The organism is Marivirga arenosa (assembly GCF_030503875.2).
Taxonomy (GTDB): Bacteria; Bacteroidota; Bacteroidia; order Cytophagales; family Cyclobacteriaceae; genus Marivirga; species Marivirga arenosa.
Window position 1 is genome coordinate 652756 of sequence record NZ_CP129968.2, and the last position, 17760, is coordinate 670515.

At 33.1% G+C, this 17760-nt stretch carries 10 protein-coding genes; 6 read left to right on the forward strand and 4 right to left on the reverse strand.

Going from position 1 to position 17760, the window contains the following annotated elements; genetic code table 11:
* The first annotated feature begins 114 nt into the window (after nucleotides 1–114).
* Entirely contained in the window at nucleotides 115–2166 is a 2052-nt protein-coding gene (locus QYS47_RS02805; protein WP_322347653.1) for a HAMP domain-containing sensor histidine kinase, read from the forward strand.
* Here QYS47_RS02805 and QYS47_RS02810 read toward each other — a convergent pair.
* From QYS47_RS02810 to QYS47_RS02820, 3 genes are all read right to left on the reverse strand, one after another.
* A complete protein-coding gene (locus tag QYS47_RS02810; protein WP_322347654.1) occupies nucleotides 2156–3703 on the reverse strand; it encodes a hypothetical protein in 1548 nt (515 codons plus the stop codon). The two genes, QYS47_RS02805 and QYS47_RS02810, sit on opposite strands and share 11 nt — an antisense overlap.
* Nucleotides 3704–3760: 57 nt before the next feature.
* On the reverse strand, nucleotides 3761–4789 hold the full coding sequence (gene hemH / locus QYS47_RS02815; RefSeq protein WP_322347655.1) for a ferrochelatase: 1029 nt from the start codon (nucleotides 4787–4789) through the stop codon (nucleotides 3761–3763).
* A gap of 66 nt (nucleotides 4790–4855) precedes the next feature.
* Nucleotides 4856–7081 carry a GAF domain-containing protein gene (locus tag QYS47_RS02820; RefSeq protein WP_322347656.1) on the reverse strand — a complete coding sequence of 742 codons (2226 nt, stop codon included), beginning with the start codon at nucleotides 7079–7081 and terminating at the stop codon, nucleotides 4856–4858.
* A gap of 113 nt (nucleotides 7082–7194) precedes the next feature.
* Here QYS47_RS02820 and QYS47_RS02825 point away from each other — a divergent pair, with 113 nt between their 5' ends.
* From QYS47_RS02825 to QYS47_RS02845, 5 genes are all read left to right on the forward strand, one after another.
* Nucleotides 7195–8622 carry a DASH family cryptochrome gene (locus QYS47_RS02825; RefSeq protein WP_322347657.1) on the forward strand — a complete coding sequence of 476 codons (1428 nt, stop codon included), beginning with the start codon at nucleotides 7195–7197 and terminating at the stop codon, nucleotides 8620–8622.
* Nucleotides 8623–8738: 116 nt separating this feature from the next.
* The gene (tpiA, locus tag QYS47_RS02830; protein ID WP_308357863.1) at nucleotides 8739–9500 is read left to right on the forward strand and encodes a triose-phosphate isomerase; all 762 of its coding nucleotides are present in this window, start codon (nucleotides 8739–8741) and stop codon (nucleotides 9498–9500) included.
* A 25-nt stretch (nucleotides 9501–9525) separates the two neighbouring features.
* Nucleotides 9526–10371 (forward strand): 50S ribosomal protein L11 methyltransferase, encoded by an 846-nt coding sequence (gene prmA / locus QYS47_RS02835; RefSeq protein ID WP_322347658.1) that lies wholly within the window; start codon nucleotides 9526–9528, stop codon nucleotides 10369–10371.
* Complete coding sequence (locus tag QYS47_RS02840) at nucleotides 10368–15182, forward strand: hypothetical protein (protein ID WP_322347659.1); 4815 nt, start codon at nucleotides 10368–10370, stop codon at nucleotides 15180–15182. Before prmA ends, QYS47_RS02840 begins: the two co-directional genes overlap by 4 nt.
* Nucleotides 15183–15210: 28 nt before the next feature.
* A complete protein-coding gene (locus QYS47_RS02845) occupies nucleotides 15211–16593 on the forward strand; it encodes a dipeptidase (protein ID WP_322347660.1) in 1383 nt (460 codons plus the stop codon).
* Between the two features lie 51 nt (nucleotides 16594–16644).
* On the opposite strand, the gene QYS47_RS02850 is transcribed toward QYS47_RS02845, so the two are convergent.
* Complete coding sequence (locus QYS47_RS02850; RefSeq protein ID WP_302103208.1) at nucleotides 16645–17685, reverse strand: sodium:calcium antiporter; 1041 nt, start codon at nucleotides 17683–17685, stop codon at nucleotides 16645–16647.
* Between the last annotated feature and the right edge of the window lie 75 nt (nucleotides 17686–17760).

Consider the following 17760-nt stretch of genomic DNA (forward strand, 5'->3'; position numbering starts at 1 on the left):
CTCAGTTCTTTTGCATCAGCGCAATCGCTAGATTCGGCAAATTTCAAACTAAGTGATTCACTAATTTTCAATGATTTTGATGGTTCTAATTATAGAGCTAGCTCATATAATTATATGTCTGCAATTGATGAAGACGGGATAGTTTATTTTGGAAATGAAAATGGATTATTAGAATTTGATGGTACACATTGGCAATTATATAAGACCCCAAGTTTCACGCCTATCACTTTTCTAAAAATAGTAGAAGATAAAATATATACATTCGGAAAAAATAAGTTCGGCTATTTTCAAAGAGATAAATCTGGATATATGAGCTATCATTCATTAAATGAAAGGATGCCAGACAATAAGGAAATACCTTATATTTCTAATGTAGTTCAATTTGAGGGAGATACTTATTTTAGTACTGATAGTTCTCTCATAAAATGGGACGGGGAAGTATTGAATAGACTGAATATGGGGGCTAATTTGACGATGTACGAATTTGAGGATAAAGTATTACTTTCCTTTGCAGGTGATAATGGCGGATTGGCTTTTTTAAAAAATGATACAGCTTCTTTAATTAATTCTGATTTTAAATTTAGTAATGATTATGCCTGGGAGTTTTTAAGACAAAATGATAGCAACTGGCTTATTTTTACTTCCGAAAATGGTATCTATAATTTTAATCCTGATACATATGAAACCTCGGAGTTTCAGGGCGAAATAAATAATTTTTATAAAAAGGATAGTACCTTTCTTTATTCTGCCGAAAGAGTGTCTGATTCTCTTTTTATAACGTCCAGCTGGGATGATGGATTACAACTATTTAATGCAAATGGAGATATTATTAAAAGACTTGATGATAAGTCTGGCATTTTGTGGAAATATAATACCCATTCAACATTAGATAATAGAGGAAACCTTTGGTTAAGTACTGGTTTTGGTGTGCAGTATCTCGAATTTTATAATCCCGATAAAAAATCGAATTTTAAACCAGAAGCTAAGGTTAGATTCATTAAAGCTGGCGATAGCTCATTATTTGTCCGAGATTCAAGCCATATTTTATCCGTTTCTGTTGATAAATCGAATTCATTAGACTTTTATTTTTCAGTGCCTGGATTATTCACCAAGGATTTGAAATTCTCCTATTATCTTGAAGATTTCGAAAAGGATTGGTCCGATTGGACAACCAATTCTCGAAAGGAATATACCAACTTACCAGGGGGAACCTATACCTTCCATTTAAGAGCTAAACACGCTACTCAGGAAAATATAGATATTAAACCCTTTAGTTTTAAATTAAAAATTCCAAAAGCTTGGTATGAATATCCAATCAGCTATGTTGCGGTTGGTGCTTTACTAGCCTTATTAATTTTTGGTTTAGTAAGATATAGAACACATCGCCTAAGCATCACAAATAAAAAATTAGAGCAACTTGTAAATGAACGTACATCTGAAATTGAATCACAAAAAGAGCAACTTCGTGCCGCCAATGAAGAACTTAAAACTATTAATAATGAGTTAGATAATTTCGTTTATCGTTCTTCTCATGATTTAGTTGCCCCTTTGAAATCTTTGAGAGGACTTATTACAATAGCAGGCATGACCGATAATGTGGATGAAATAAGAGAATATTTCAGACTCATGAATATCAGTATTAATAAGCTGGAGGAATTTATTAGAAGCATTATGGATTTTTCAACTAATACTAAAAAGCCTCTTGAAATGAAGGAGATCAGCATGGATACTATTTTGGATAGTATAGTAGAAGATTTGAAATTTTATGAAAATGCTGAGAAAGTTGAATTGATTAGAGCTTATGACTCTGATTTTAAAATCAAGACTGATGCAAAAAGACTAAATATTGTATTAAGCAACTTAGTTACCAATGCATTAAAATATCATGATTTCAAGCAGGATGATGCTCCATATATAAAAGTAACTGCTAAGAAGAAGGACAATAACTACATCTTAGAAGTTGAGGATAATGGTTCTGGTATACCTAAAGAGCATCAAAGGAAAATATTTGATATGTTTTACAGAGCGCATGAGGGTATTGAAGGCTCTGGTTTAGGTTTATACATTGTAATGGATACTTTAAATGTTTTAAAAGGTAAAATCGACTTAAAATCTAAAACAAGAGTAGGAACCACCTTTAGAATTGTATTACCACTTATTGATTAGATTGACCGTCAATTTCTTCATCTAAATCAAGTAAATTTTTAAGATTAAAAATCACCTTGTCTAATTCTTTTGCGCATGTTTTAAGATGCTTAAGAACTGTTGGATCAATTTTCCCATCTTTTGACAACTCCATTACGTTTATTAAACCCAATACATTGGCAACCGGTGCTCTTAATTTATGTGAGTTATAGTAGGTGAATTCTGCTATTTGCCTATTTCGTTCATTTAATTTTTTTGTCCTCTCTATTACCCGGCTTTCCAAAGTAGAATTTAACTTGTTCAATTCACTGTTTACTTTAGCAAGAGCCAATGATTTGGACGATAGTTTTTTCTGTTTATCTTCAATTTCTTCTTTCTGTTTCTTTAATAATATATGTGCCTCCCTTAATTGGTTTCGATTATTTCTTAAGTAGATGATCAAAATAATTGATACTATTAAGATTAGACTAATGAAAATAATCATTTGAGTTCTGAATTCAATTTCATTCGCTAATTCAGCCTGCTCTAGGGCTAACCTATAGCTTTCATTTTCTTTTTCAGCCAAATTATATTGAATACTTAGTTCGTTGATTTCAGCTCTTGACTCTGCATTATAAATTGAGTCCTTAATTTTAAGATATTTATCAAAGTAATATACAAGCGAGTCTTTAGTACCAATTATTTCTTTTAAATCAATTTTTGTTTGATATATTCTTAAAAGAAGGTCTAATGTGTTAATAGTTAGAGCTTCCCTTTCAGCTATTTCTAAATATTGATTAGCCAGTTGAGATTTTCCTGTGATAATGTATACATTAGCCAGTTCAATTTCACTCTCAATCATACCTCTTTTATAATCAGAATCTGCCCAATAAGTTCTACTTTTTTCCAAGTAATAAATTGATGAATCAATGGAGTTAAGCTCCCTATTAATAATTCCTTTGTATAAATGAATAAATCCTAAAGTTCTACTTTTAGCATCAGGCTTATTTAGTACTCTATTTAAGTAATAGTTTGCGCTATCATAATTTTCTTTGAGCATAAATAACTGACCTAAATTGACCAGTATTAATTCAGGAGATAAAGAATCATTTTCTTTTACTTTATCTAAGGCTTCACTAATAAATTTAGCTGATTGAGAATAGTCTTTTTGTTTTTTGTAGGTCTCACCTATATTATTAAGCATTTTAATAACTTCGGTTGTGTTGTTTTGTGCTTCGAATAGTGAGAGTGCTTCAAAGTAAGCTTTTAATGCGGCATCATAAATTCCTTGAAGCCAATAAAAAGCTGCTTTTCTTTTTAGAGTGTAAGCTAAGGCTTTTTTATCATCACTATTTCTTAATTGAGACTCTAAATTATTGATTAAGTAAAGAGCTTCAGAGGGTGAGCTTTGATATAAATCATTAATTTCATCAAGATATAAGTCTATACTATCGCCTGTTTCATAAGCGATTAGATTTATATCATTTTCTTCATAGCTATTATTTTGTAAAGCCTTTAGATCAGTTACAAACAATAGAGGGAATAAAGCTAATAATACGTATTTATAATGATGCTTCATATTCGAAAAACATCATTAATATAGTTAAAATTATTACGTATTTTATCCTAAACCAGACTAATTTTTTAAAACTAAGTCCTTTAAGGTTAGTACCCAATCCTTGTCATCGTTAAGGCTTTCAACCAAATCCCATCTTTCCCCACCAGCTTCTTCAAATTCTTCTTTAAATTCTTCACCTACTTCAATGGTAGTTTCTAAGCAATCAGCCACGAATGCAGGTGAGTAAGCTAAAACCGATTTTTTACCTTCTTTAGCAAGATCTTTCAAAACATCATCGGTGTAAGGCTTAATCCAAGGATCATTCCCCAATCGACTTTGGAAGGTTACAGTATAATCATCTTCTGATAAATTCAATTCTTTTGCGATCAATCTTGAGGTTTGAAAACACTGAGCTCTATAACAGAATCGGTTTTTATCATGATAAGCATTACAGCAGCTGCCTAATTTACAATAATTATCAACAGAGCCTTTCCTGATTTGTCTCTCAGGCAATCCATGGTAACTGAATATAACATGGTCATATTGATGTTTATCAAGATGTCTTTTTCCAATTTTAGCGAAGGTTTTATAGAAACCAGGTTCTTCCACAAAAGTACTTATGAAATTGATTTGAGGGATGATTTGCCATTTTTGTACTATTTCCATCACCTTATCGTGAACAGAACCACTCGTTGCAGATGCATATTGAGGGAATAATGGTATTACAATAATTTTGGCTACTTTTTGATTCCTTAATTCCTCCAAAGCACTTTTAATACTTGGGGATTGATATCGCATTCCTAATGCCACTACATAATTATCGTCTAATTCTTCTTGAAGCATTTTAGCAACATCTTCGCCATAAAATTTCAATGGAGATCCTCTTTCAACCCAGAGCTTTCTATATTCTTTAGCCGATTTTGGCGCTCTGAAAGGTGCAATAATCAGATTTACTAGCATCCATCTGAATATAAAAGGGAAATCAATCACCCTTTTATCCATTAAAAATTCTCTTAAATATTTCCTTACATCTCCTGTTTTGGTAGAATCTGGCGTACCCAAATTAACTAACAAAACTCCTGTTTTGCCTTGATTTGCTTTGTTCATATTGCGGTTAATAACCTAAATGGAAATTATATGTTTCCTGAAATTTCAGTTTTTTGACTGGAAATATTAAAGTCCTAAATCTTTCTTTTGTTTTTCTAAAGAAGCTTTTAATTCTTGCTCTGTCTTCTTAAGCTTATTTAACAAAGTGTTTCTAAGTTCTTCTTGATATGATTTTAGGTCTTCGATATTTCTATTTTCAGATTTTTCAATATCTGAATTGATATTTTCAAGTTGCTTTAGTAGCTCTTCTTTTTCTTTTATGAGTTCATTCGATTTCTCAACAATATCGGTGACATCTACAATAAATTTAAAAACTTTTACGGGTTCACCATTCGTGTTTCTTACATCTGAATATGCTCCTTTAAGATATTTCTTTTTGCCTGTTTTTGTATATCGTTCAAAAACCCCAGTAACTAATTTTCCATTTGAAATATCCTCTCTAAACTTTTTATACTCTTCACTTTTAGCATATTCAGGACTAACGAAAATTTGATGGTGTTTACCCTCTAATTCATCCATTTCGTATTCCATCAAGTTTAGGAATGTTCTATCAGCTGAAACGATATGTCCCGAAGGTTTGAATTCAATAAATGCCAACCCACTTTTCTCAATAGACTGCATCCTTTCATTACTTTCGCCTTGAGAACGCTCCATTTCCTCCTGAGTGGCTTGAAGCTCTTCCATATTTTGGCGCATCTCCTCTTCTTGAGATCGCATCTGTTCAGTCATTTCTTGAGACTCAGCCAATAATTTATTGGTTCGCTCATTAATTTTTACTGATTGTACAGATGATGCAATATTTTCACCCACATCTTCAATGAATTTTCTTTCGTTTTCATTGAATTCCGTAAATGTTCCTAATTCAATAACTCCATATACTTTTTCATTGGCAATTAATGGAACTATGAAAATACTTTTAGGAGTAGCGTTGCCAAGCCCAGAAGTAATATTAATATAATCCTTAGGCAGCTCTTTTAAGTAAATTGATTGTTTCTCTAAATATACTTGTCCTACAAGTCCTTGACCTGGTTCTATGGTTTTCTCTAAGAATTTTTTTCTATCATATGCATAAGTGGCAGTAAGCTGAAGCCTAGGATTATCTTCATCACTATCATCTACAATAAAAATGCTTCCTTGGTTAGCTTCTAGGTAATTTACCATAAATGTGATAACATGATCACTTAATTCACTAATATTATTGTTGAATTTCCTTAAGATATCACCAAATTCAGCAGTGCCTTTATTGGTCCAGTTTCTAACTCTTGCTTCTTCAGATACATTCTTCAAGCTTTCTCTCATTTCAGCTAAAGATGTGCCTATATCGCCTTTATTATTAAAAACTGATATGTTACTATCAAAACTACCTTTGCCTACTTCTAAAGCAAAGTTTTTCACATTTGATAAGTTTTCCGATAATATGTGAATTTCTTCTAAGATAATATCAAGCTCATCATTGGTGTGTGCTTTCGTTTCAGGAATATTACCTTCACTGAGAATCTTCACTTCACTTTGAAGCGCATCAATACTGTTTTTAATTTGGTTTCTAGCGTATCTGAAAAGTATCAAACACAGAATAATGGATATTAATACTATAATCAATTCAGAAATTAAAAATCTATCTCTAGCAGAATAAATTTCATCAGCAATATCTAAAGCTTCTTGCTCTAAATTAACATAGAGCTGACTGGAAAGATCATCGAATTCATCGCTTAAAGGCTTTACATTTTCAGAAAACAATTGAGCATTCTGATTTCCTTCTGAACTTTGATTACTTAATTCACCATCTATCCAAGTTTGAAGGTCATTGGTTCCATAAATAGTATCACCTGCTAAGTTAGGATAGTCACTTATATAAATATTGGTGGTGCCAGAACTAAAGCTTGCATTATTAATAGCTTCTTCTTGCTTGTTTTTTATTCGGTTAGCTAATCGGTTTATTTTTTCATAGAGAATAATATTTTCGGGGTTTGACCAATTTGTTACTAAAGAATCTAAGCTATCTTTCGCTGCTTTAACTTCTTTATTCCATATTTTATTGAGCTCTTGTTTGGTGGTTTCACTCCCGCTTAATAAGTAATTTTGAAATGAAATATTAGAATTGCGGATTCCGCTCTTATAGGCATCAACATATAATCTTGAAGGTTGCTTATTCTCTAGAACATCAGTTCCTTTTTCTAAAATTCCGGAAATTTGTGAAAGCGTAATTAAAACAACAATTACAATAAGTAAGGCCATGCTACCATAGCCAATAATCATTTTACTTTTGATGGAATTGAAATTTATTTTCTTCATGGGAATGCGCTCAATTTTCAGAAGGTCAATTTATCCTTTCTAAAGCTAATTAAAAAGCTTCAAACATAAATTTTGAGCAATTGGTTAGCATCACATATAAAATTCAATACTAAATGGCTAAAAAGTATCAAAAATCATTAATCTGGTTCAGGAGAAACTTAAGACTTGCCGATAATGAAGCTTTATCGGAGGGAATTAATAATTCGGACAATTATCTTCTGCTTTACATATTTGACGAAAAAGAATGGCAGAATAATCCTTTAAACAGTAGAAGATCTTCCGATATCAAACTTAATTTTCAATGGGAAGCAGTTAATAATTTAGCTCAAAATATAAAATCAAAAGGCGGTGAAATTCTGATTCAAAAAGGAAAGCCTGAAGAAATAATCAAAAGGCTTTTTGAGGAGCATGACTTTGATGCACTTTTTGCTCCAAAAGAATCTGGAACAGAAGAAAAACAAGTAGAAAGTACTATTGAGGATCTGTTTTTAAAGCAAAAGGCAGTAGTCAATTTTTATGCTCAATCTACTCTTTTTCATGAAGAAGATATTCCATGGCCGATTGGTAAACTGCCAGATATTTTTACTCAGTTTAGAAAAGAAAACGAAAAGCAAACCAAAGTAAGGGAGCTATTTGAAACACCAGAAGATTTTAAAAGCTCTATCCAAGTTGAAGTGGATTTTAATTTTGAAGAATTAGAGATTAATCCAGTTCAATTTAATTTAAAGTCTGCTCTTGATTTTAAAGGCGGAGAAGACCAAGGATGGGAAAGACTTCAACAATATTTCTGGCAAAATGACCAATTAAAAGAATATAAACACACCAGGAATGGACTAATTGGAGAGAGTTACTCATCAAAATTTTCCCCATGGTTGGCTTTAGGGTGCATTTCTCCAAGATCAATATATTTTGAGGTTAAACGCTATGAGAAGGAGCGGAAGAAAAACCAATCTACTTACTGGCTAGTATTTGAATTAATCTGGCGAGATTATTTCCATTTTGTATTGAAAAAGTTTGGGGATGACTTATTTAAGAAAGGTGGAATTAAAAAACTAGACTCCAAATGGAAATGGGATTTGGAACTTTTCAATAAATGGAAAAATGGTGAAACGGGTGTTCCTTTTATTGATGCTAATATGCGAGAACTTAATGCATCAGGTTTTATGAGCAATAGAGGAAGACAGATTGTGGCCAGTTTCTTAGTGAAAGATTTGGGCTTAGACTGGCGAATGGGGGCATGGTTTTTCGAGCATCAACTAATTGATTATGATGTTGCAAGTAATTGGGGTAATTGGGCCTATGTTGCAGGAGTAGGAAACGACCCTCGAGAAAATCGATATTTCAATATATTAAGTCAGGCAAAAAAATATGATGCTAAAGGCGAATATATTAGACATTGGATTCCTGAATTAAACCAGATTGAAGGCTTTAATATCCATAAACCATCATTACTAAAAGAGGAGGAAATGATAGGTGAGGGTCTTGATATTCCCGAAATTTATATGAAACCAATAGTAGATATGAGGAAATGGGAGTATTAAATATTTTAACTTGATCCTATTTATTACCTAACTGCTACTTAAACTGCTATCGCTTAGCTTTATGCTTAAAACTTCTTATTTTTGTTTTTTAGCTGAACCAAAATAATCAGAACAAAATGAGACAAAAAATAGTAGCAGGAAACTGGAAAATGAATAAGACTTTATCAGAAGCTCAATCTTTAACTTCTGAAATTGCAAATATGGTTGAAGATGAAGCTCCATCTGATGTAAAAGTTATTATTGCACCGCCATTTCCATTTATATATGCTGTTCAAAACTTAATTCCTGAAATGGGTAAAATAGTTTTAGCAGGTCAAAATTGTCATCAAGAAGATTCAGGTGCATTTACTGGAGAAGTTTCAGCTCCAATGTTAAAATCTTTGGGTGCTCAATATGTTATTTTGGGTCACAGCGAAAGAAGAGAACAATTCTCTGAAACAGATGAAGAACTAGCTCAGAAAACTAATAATGCCCTTAAAAATGATTTAAAAGTTATTTTTTGTTGTGGGGAGCCTTTGGATATCAGAGAAGCTGATACTCAGAATGACTATGTTACAAAGCAACTAACCAATAGCTTATTTCATCTTTCAGAAGAGCAATTTAAAAATATTGTAATTGCTTATGAACCCATTTGGGCAATTGGGACTGGCAAAACAGCATCATCAGAGCAAGCTCAGAATATGCATAGAACTATCAGAGACCATATTGCATCAAAATTTGGACAAGCTTTAGCAGACGAGACTTCAATTTTATATGGTGGCAGTTGTAAGCCAGATAATGCTCAAGAATTATTCTCTCAAGCCGATGTTGATGGAGGATTGATTGGCGGAGCATCTCTAAAATCAAGAGACTTTACAGATATTATTAAATCATTTTAAGAATTAATACAGGCCATAATATTAAATGAGTTACATTTCATTGGATGTGAGTTGCCAAGAAGATTTCATAGAAGTTTTCATGGCGGAATTAGCTGAAATTGGTTTTTCTACTTTTCAAGAAAAGGAAGATGCTACTGGTTTAATGGCCTATTCTGAAGAAAATCAAATTATAGAAGCTTCTCAAATTGAGGAGCTTTTTGCAAAGTATAAAGAGTTTACGCAAGCTTCATATCAGCTAGGTAGTGTTGAAAAAGAAAACTGGAATGAAGACTGGGAAAAGAATTATGAACCTATCGAAGTAGAAGGAAAAATTTTGGTTCGTGCTAGTTTTCATCCTCCTAAAGAGGGTTTTCCTTTTGAAATAATTGTAACGCCTAAAATGTCTTTTGGAACCGGGCATCATGAGACGACCTACCAAATGCTTAATTTAATGTATGAGATGGATCTAAAGGATTCAAATATATTAGATGCGGGTTGTGGTACTGGAATATTAGCCATTTTTGGAGGTTTAAAGGAAGCTAAGCATTTAGATGCTTATGATATTGATGAATGGGCAGTTGATAATACAAAAGAGAATTTTTCGTTCAATTCTATTGATGAAAATAGCTATAATATTTGGCAAGGTGAGGTGGAAAGCATACCAAATCAGCAATACGACCTAATCCTTGCAAATATTAACAAAAACATATTACTAGAAGATATACAATATCTTCAGAAACATCTAAGCGATGAAGCTTATCTCATGTTAAGTGGGTTTTATGAGAAAGATGTTAAAGATATTTTAAATGAATGCGACAAATATTCATTAAATCTTGTTAAACAATCATCTAGGAATAAATGGTCAGCATTATTACTTAAGAAAAACGCATGAAGTCTCTTTTGATTTGCATATTGGTTCTATTTAGTTTCACATTCTCCTATGCACAGGATGATGAGAATACCGATGTAGTAAGTACGCCAAATTTTTTGCAAACTGTTCAGCTTGATTTGTCAGAATTAAAATCTGAAAAAGGAGAAAGCGTTTCCTTGTTTTTCCAAAACTATTGGAACAAACCTAACTTCTTTACTAAAGCAAATAAGGATTTAATTCAAGAGATCTATAATCGAATGCGAGAGGATAATCTTTCAGTAAAAGATTTCCGATTACCTTTTATCAGCACCCTTTCTGGCGCTTCGTCAAATCTTAAGGATCCAGCAAAAGCAATAAACTCCTTTCTTGAAATAGCAGAAAAAGCTTATGATGAACTTGATAATAATCAGTTTAAAATAATATTAAATAAGGCTGAGCAGATACTAGAAAAGAAGGCAATTTATTACAGCCGATATTATCAAGTGGCTTTTAATGGAGGCAGTGTTAGTTTTGAATGGGATAAAGAACCTGAACAAATTCCTGTGGAAGAAACCCCAGTAGAAGAAGCAAAAGAAACTTCAAGCGAATGGGGTTCAGAATCAAATGATGATTGGGGGAGTAGTGAGGATGCATGGGGGAGCAGTGATAGCTCTTGGGGAGATGATAGCTGGGGAAGTGAAAATAATGAAACAGCAAATAATTCAACCAGCACAGAAGAAGATGAAGGTATCGATTTAACAGCTTTTGCTGAACCCATGCCCATACTAGAAGGTCCTGTTGTGAAATTAAAAAATATTAATCTTAGATTTTTTAATACGGTTGATTCCATAAAAATTAATGGAGTAACGGGGAGTTTAGAATTGATAGGGAACACTTTTGTTGCTGAAACTGGAACTTTAACATGGGAACATTTAGGAAAAGATCCTAAAGAACTCAATGCTGAATTCTCAGATTTTACTTTTGAAGTGAATGAAAAAGAATTTTCAGCTGAGCAGGTTACGCTTAATTACCCTGAAATATTGAGTGAACCGGTTAAAGGATTAATTGACTTTAAGGTTGAAAATAATAGTAATGGAGAAGTAAATTATCCATTCTTCCAGTCTTATAAATCAGGCTATGATTTAAACTTTGTGAAAAAAGAAGGGCTGTATCTTAAAGGTGGAATTACGGTAAAAGGTACTACTTTAACTACAGCGGCAAATAATAAAAACTTAGGAAGTTTGGAACTTCAAGGTGCTGCTGTTAAAAAATTCAGGGCAGAATCAAGAGAATTTATTTACAAGGATAGTAGTTTTTCATCCGATATAAGTAGCGTTTCAATTTACCAAAGAAAGGATTCTATTTACCATCCTGGTTTAACTTTTAGTTATGATATCAATAATAACTCAATTAATTTATTAAAAAAGAAAGGAGACTTTAAAAATACTCCATTCTACGCAAGTTATTTTAATATGGACTTTACAGCTGATAAATTGACTTGGGATATGGATACCACTATTCTTGATATATCAATTTTAATTGCAGGAAATCGAGTACCTGCACTATTCGAATCAGCTGAGTATTATAATGAATACCGATATAGTAGCCTTTCAGGTTTATATAGATTTCATGCCTTACAAGTAACTGTAAACTACAGTAGAGAAATTAGGTCAAATGATTTCTACTTAAATGAAATGGCTGATTATACGAAGATAGAAGAAAAGAAATTAAGATCAGGAATGAAGCTACTAATGCAAAATGGCTTCATTAAGTTTGATATTATAAGTGGTAAGATAGAGGTTCTGGATAAGGCATACCATTATGTTGATTCCAGGTGGGGAAGAAAGGACTATGACAATATCCAGATTACATCTGTTGCATCAGGTTTGCCCAACGGAAAACTGAATTTAGACAAAGGGACTTTAGATATTGTTGGAGTTGAAGAATTCATTATCAATGATAAACTTGGTGTAAGTGTTGAGCCAGATAGTGGGAAAGTTGTGTTGAGGAAAAATAGAGATATTCAATTTGATGGAATTGTTTACGCTGGAAATTACCAATATATAGGGGAAGAGTTTAGAATGGATTATGATAGTTTCCTTATTTCGATGCCTCAAATCGATAATATTAAATTTAATTTAGCTACTGATGACGACAATAAAAGATCGAATAAGGAGCAAATTCAAAACCAATTAGTAGAAACTGCAGGTGTACTATATATTAATGAGCCCAATAATAAGTCAGCTCAAAAAGAATATCCGAAGTATCCAGTATTTAATGCTACAAAAGGAGCTACGGTTTATTTCTTAGGAGAAGAAATTCTTAATGGAGTGTATGATCAAAGCCTTTATTTCATAATTCCTCCTTTTGAAATTGACTCAGTAAGTAGTAGTGACCCTAATTCTATTGCCTTTGATGGTGTATTCCACTCAGGAGATATTTTTCCAGAGTTTGAAGAAAAGTTAAGAGTAATGCCTGATAAATCATTAGGTTTTGATCACCCCTTACCAGATGAGGGGATTGATCTTTTGGATGGTGAAGCTACATTCTATGGTAAGATTAGACTCGATAATCAAGGCTTAAGAGGGGGAGATAGAATTGAATATCTCAGTTCATCCATACGATCTGAGAACTTTACTTTCTTTAAGGATTCAATTACAGCTGTGGGAACTTATGCCACAATTGATCCAGGCGATTGGGAAGGAGTATCTTTTCCTCAATTAGAGATCGCAAATTTTGATATGCGATGGTTAACCGCCAAGGATAGTTTATATATGACAAATCGATCTGATCCTTTTAAAATGTATAATGAAACAGCTTCTCTGGAAGGCCGGACTATTATCTCCAAAAAAGGTCTTTTCGGTGAGGGAGATATGACCACAAGAGGTTCTAATACAAGCTCAAAAGAATACAGCTTTAAAGAGGATGGGTTCTCTGCACGACATGCAGCCTTTAGAATTGAATCAACTGATACAATACCAGCCCTTTCTTCAGATGATGTTAGATTAGACTTCGATTTTGAAGCTAATACTGCAACTATCAATCCTGAAATTGAAGGGGATGCGGCTTTAGATTTCCCTTATGCAAGCTACAAAACCTCAATTCCATCAGCATTGTGGAAGCTAGATGAAAAAGTGGTGGAAATGACCAAGCCTGCTGATATTAATATTAGAAATTCATATTTCTATTCAACCAACCCAGATCAAGATTCATTGGTGTTTAATGCAACTAAAGCAGTTTATGATATTGAAAGTCAAGCTTTAAATGTTTCAGGAATTCCTTATATAACTGTAGCGGATGCAAACATAACACCAAGTGGAGGCGAAGTAATTATTGGGGAAAATGGAGAAATCAACAAATTATATAATGCTACTTTAGAATTGGACACTCTAACAGGATACCATAACCTTTATGATGCTGAAATTGAAATTGCTTCAAGAAATAAGTTTTCTGGAAATGCAACTTATAGATATGTAAATTCAGTAGGAGATACATTTTCTATTAAGATGGGCGAGTTTAGCTTAGAACCCATTCCTGATGCTTCCAAAAATGACAAGCAATTAAGAACTGTTTCTTCAGGTGTGGTTCGTAAAGAGGATAGATTGTTGATGAGCCCAGGCATGTTTTTCAAAGGAGATGTAACCATGTATGCAGATAAACCTGCATTGGAATTAAAAGGCTATATACAACCTGATCTAAGAGATATTCCTAATTATGATACTTGGATAGCTTATACCAGCGATGGTAGTGCAAAAGAAGTAGTCATTGATTTTGATAATAGTACTACTGAAATGGGTGAACCACTTCAAGCTGGTATTCATTTCGATAATGTCAGCAATCAGTTGTATGCTACTTTTATGACTGAAAAAAGAGACTTTACTGATGCTGATTTCTTTAAACCTTCTGGTTTATTAACCTATAATGCAAATGGAAATCAATTCGTAATTGAAAGTAAAGGTAGAAAGTCAGGAACATCCTATGCCGGTAAATATTTTGCCTATAATGAAGAGGATCAAAAGTTGGAATTTGAAGGGCCATTCAAGTTCATGAATAGTAGAAAGGAAGCCGAGTTTAATTCAGCGGGTTCAGGATCAGGAGATTTATTAAATCAAGAATTTATTTTTAATTTGATGATGACTGTTGAGTTCGACTTGCCAAATGGGTTTACTCAAATCATCGGAAATGATATGATAGAAGTGATCCAACGTTTAGGTCTGCCAGAGTCAACAAAGGATTTAGATAGACTGCTTCCAAAATTAGCAGAAATAGCTGGTAACTCCGCTGCTAAGAGATATGAGGAATACATTTTTAATGAATACATTCCATTACATGCCTTATCTTCAAATTTAACCAAAACGCTAGTCTTGAATAATTTGGATATGAAATGGTCAGACATGGAGCAAGCTTGGTATAGTGTAGGAAAAATTGGTTTTTCAAACACTGGTGCTCAGGATATAAATGCTAATGTTGATGGATTTGTAGAAATTCAAAAGAAAGAAATGGGCTCTGCTATTAAATTATTTTTACAAGTTTCGCCATCATGTTGGTATTTCTTCCACTATGAACAAGATAGACTCATATTCTTCTCTTCCAATGCTGGCGCAAATGATTTAATAACTAAAAAATCGAAAGCTGATAAAGCAAAATTTGGAGAGTTTGTATTCTTAACCGGTGATAAATCAGAAGTGATTAGTTTTATAGAAGAATATAGAAGAAAATATTTCGATATTGATGCTCCTTATTACTTAGAGATGGCGAGTGAAGCAAGTAGTGGAGCAGCGGCACCAGTAAATAGTAACCCAACTCCAACTCAGGAGCCAACTCCTGCTGAGGATGATGACGATGGATTTTAATTGAATATTTGGATATAAATTTTAATAAATGATTACGAAAGAGGAAACAGGAAAATACTTACAACAGAACAAACAAAGATTTTTAGACGAGCTATTTGAATTGCTTAGAATTCCTAGTGTAAGTGCAGATCCTAAATTTAAAGCAGATGTAAAAAAGGCTGCTGAATTTATGAAAGCTAAGTTTGAGGAAGCGGGGGCTGAAAATGTGGAAGTTTGTGAAACGAAGGGGCATCCAATTGTATATGCGGATAAGATTATAGACCCTAACTTACCTACTGTTTTAGTATATGGTCATTATGATGTTCAACCTGCCGATCCTTATGAATTATGGGAATCAGAGCCTTTCAACCCCGTAATTAAAAATGATAAAATTGTAGCTAGAGGTTCGGCTGATGATAAAGGTCAAATGTACATCCATGTGAAAGCATTTGAAATGATGATGAAGAATGGTGGTGTACCTTGCAATATCAAATTTATGATTGAAGGTGAGGAGGAAGTTGGTTCTGAAAACCTTGAGGTATTCATAAAAGAAAATAAAGAGAAGCTAAAAGCTGATGTAATTGTTATTTCGGACACTTCAATGATTGCTAATGATCATCCGTCAATGGCAGTTAGTTTGAAAGGATTAAGCTATTTGGAAGTTGAAGTCACAGGGCCTAATAGAGATTTACATTCAGGTGTTTACGGAGGTGCAGTTGCCAATCCAATCAATGTATTATGCAGAATGATTGCCTCCCTTCAAGATGAGAATAAAAGAGTAACTATTCCTGGCTTTTATGACAAAGTATTAGAACTTACTGCTGAGGAAAGAGCTAAAATGAATGAGGCCCCATTTGATTTAGAGGACTTTAAAAAGGATTTAAATATTGAGGATGTAGAAGGTGAAAAATCTTATAATACTTTAGAGAGAATGGGAATCCGTCCTACTTTAGATGTAAATGGAATTTGGGGAGGATATACAGGAGAAGGTGCAAAAACAGTATTACCCTCAAAAGCAAATGCTAAAATTTCAATGCGTTTAGTTCCGGATCAAAATCATTATGAAATATCAGAATTATTCCAGAAACATTTTGAAAGCATTGCTCCAAAAAGTGTGAAGGTAAAAGTAAAACCTCATCATGGAGGTATGCCATATGTTACCCCAACGGATACCGATTCTTATAAAGCAGCAGAGAAAGCGTTTGAAAAGGTTTGGGGTAAAATGCCAATTCCTACTCGTGAGGGAGGTAGTATTCCAATCGTATCTTTATTTAAGGATATATTAGGCTTAGATAGTATCTTAATGGGATTCGGTTTGAATTCTGATGCAATACATTCACCTAATGAAAGTTTTGGAGTTGAGAATTACCTTAAAGGAATTGAAACTGTAGCTTTGTTCCATCAATATTTTTCAGAATTAGATAGAAAATAAGTATTTGAAAAAATACTAATTGGTAGTGCCTGCTTTTAAAGCGGGCTTTTTTTATTTAATCACTATTGAAGTAATGCCTATGGTTTCGAATATCATCCAGATCACGAATAGAACGTAAAGGCCTAATAATACCATCCCCTCCCATTTAACTAAGGCTAAGTTAGTTCTTAAGAAAATGAACATTATAATGGTAATTATTGCTAGGAATAGCATTAAAGGTGCAGCTACTGTAAAATTAACTATTGCAGAACCAGCTATTAATACCCCCACTGGAACTGCGACTAGCAAATCAAAAATATTGCTCCCTAATACATTACCCAAGCTAATTGATCCTTTAAATTTCTTTGCAATTTTAATGCTTACCACTGCATCAGGAATGCTGGTTGCGCCAGCTACAATTGTAATACCCCAAATGAAATCAGGAGTATTAAAGAAATTGCCTAAGAAAATTGCACCACTAACTAAGCCTTCCACACTGGCTACAATTAATACTAAGCTAATAATAAGTTTAATCCAGTCCTTTCGGATATTTGTAATTTCCCTATCAACACCAAGAACAGCTCTTTTTCCATGATCCCTTCTATAATCACGAGTTTCCATTCCCTGAATGAAAATGTATAATATATAAAAGAAAATTGGAAGGCAGGCAATCCATCTAGTCATATTCCCTTCCATATTTCCTGCTGTTATATTTACTGGATAGTATATATAGGCTAAAGCAAATGAAATGAATAATACAAAAACTGAAATTATGTAATATTGGGTGTCTTTGTATATCAAGCTAAGATCTGCGGGCATTCTTTTCACCATCACGGCTGAAATTCCTGGAATTACAAGAATGTTAAAAATCGCTGAACCTACTATAGCGGATACTCCTAAATCGAATTTACCATGAAGTAATGTTGATAAAATTGTAGCTGCTAATTCAGGGAAACTTGACCCTACGGCCGTTATAATTGTACCTTGAATAAGTGGAGGTAAATGATAATAATCAGAAAGTTTTTCAGACGATTCTTCTAGGAGACTACCGCCTTTCCATACCGCCCATGTGGAAATTGAAATTATTCCAATATAAAGTAATAGTTCTCCCATATCTCCTGTCAAATATGAGCAAATTCAAATTCTAAAACAACACTGTACTTTAAATTCAGATTAAAAATATGTACT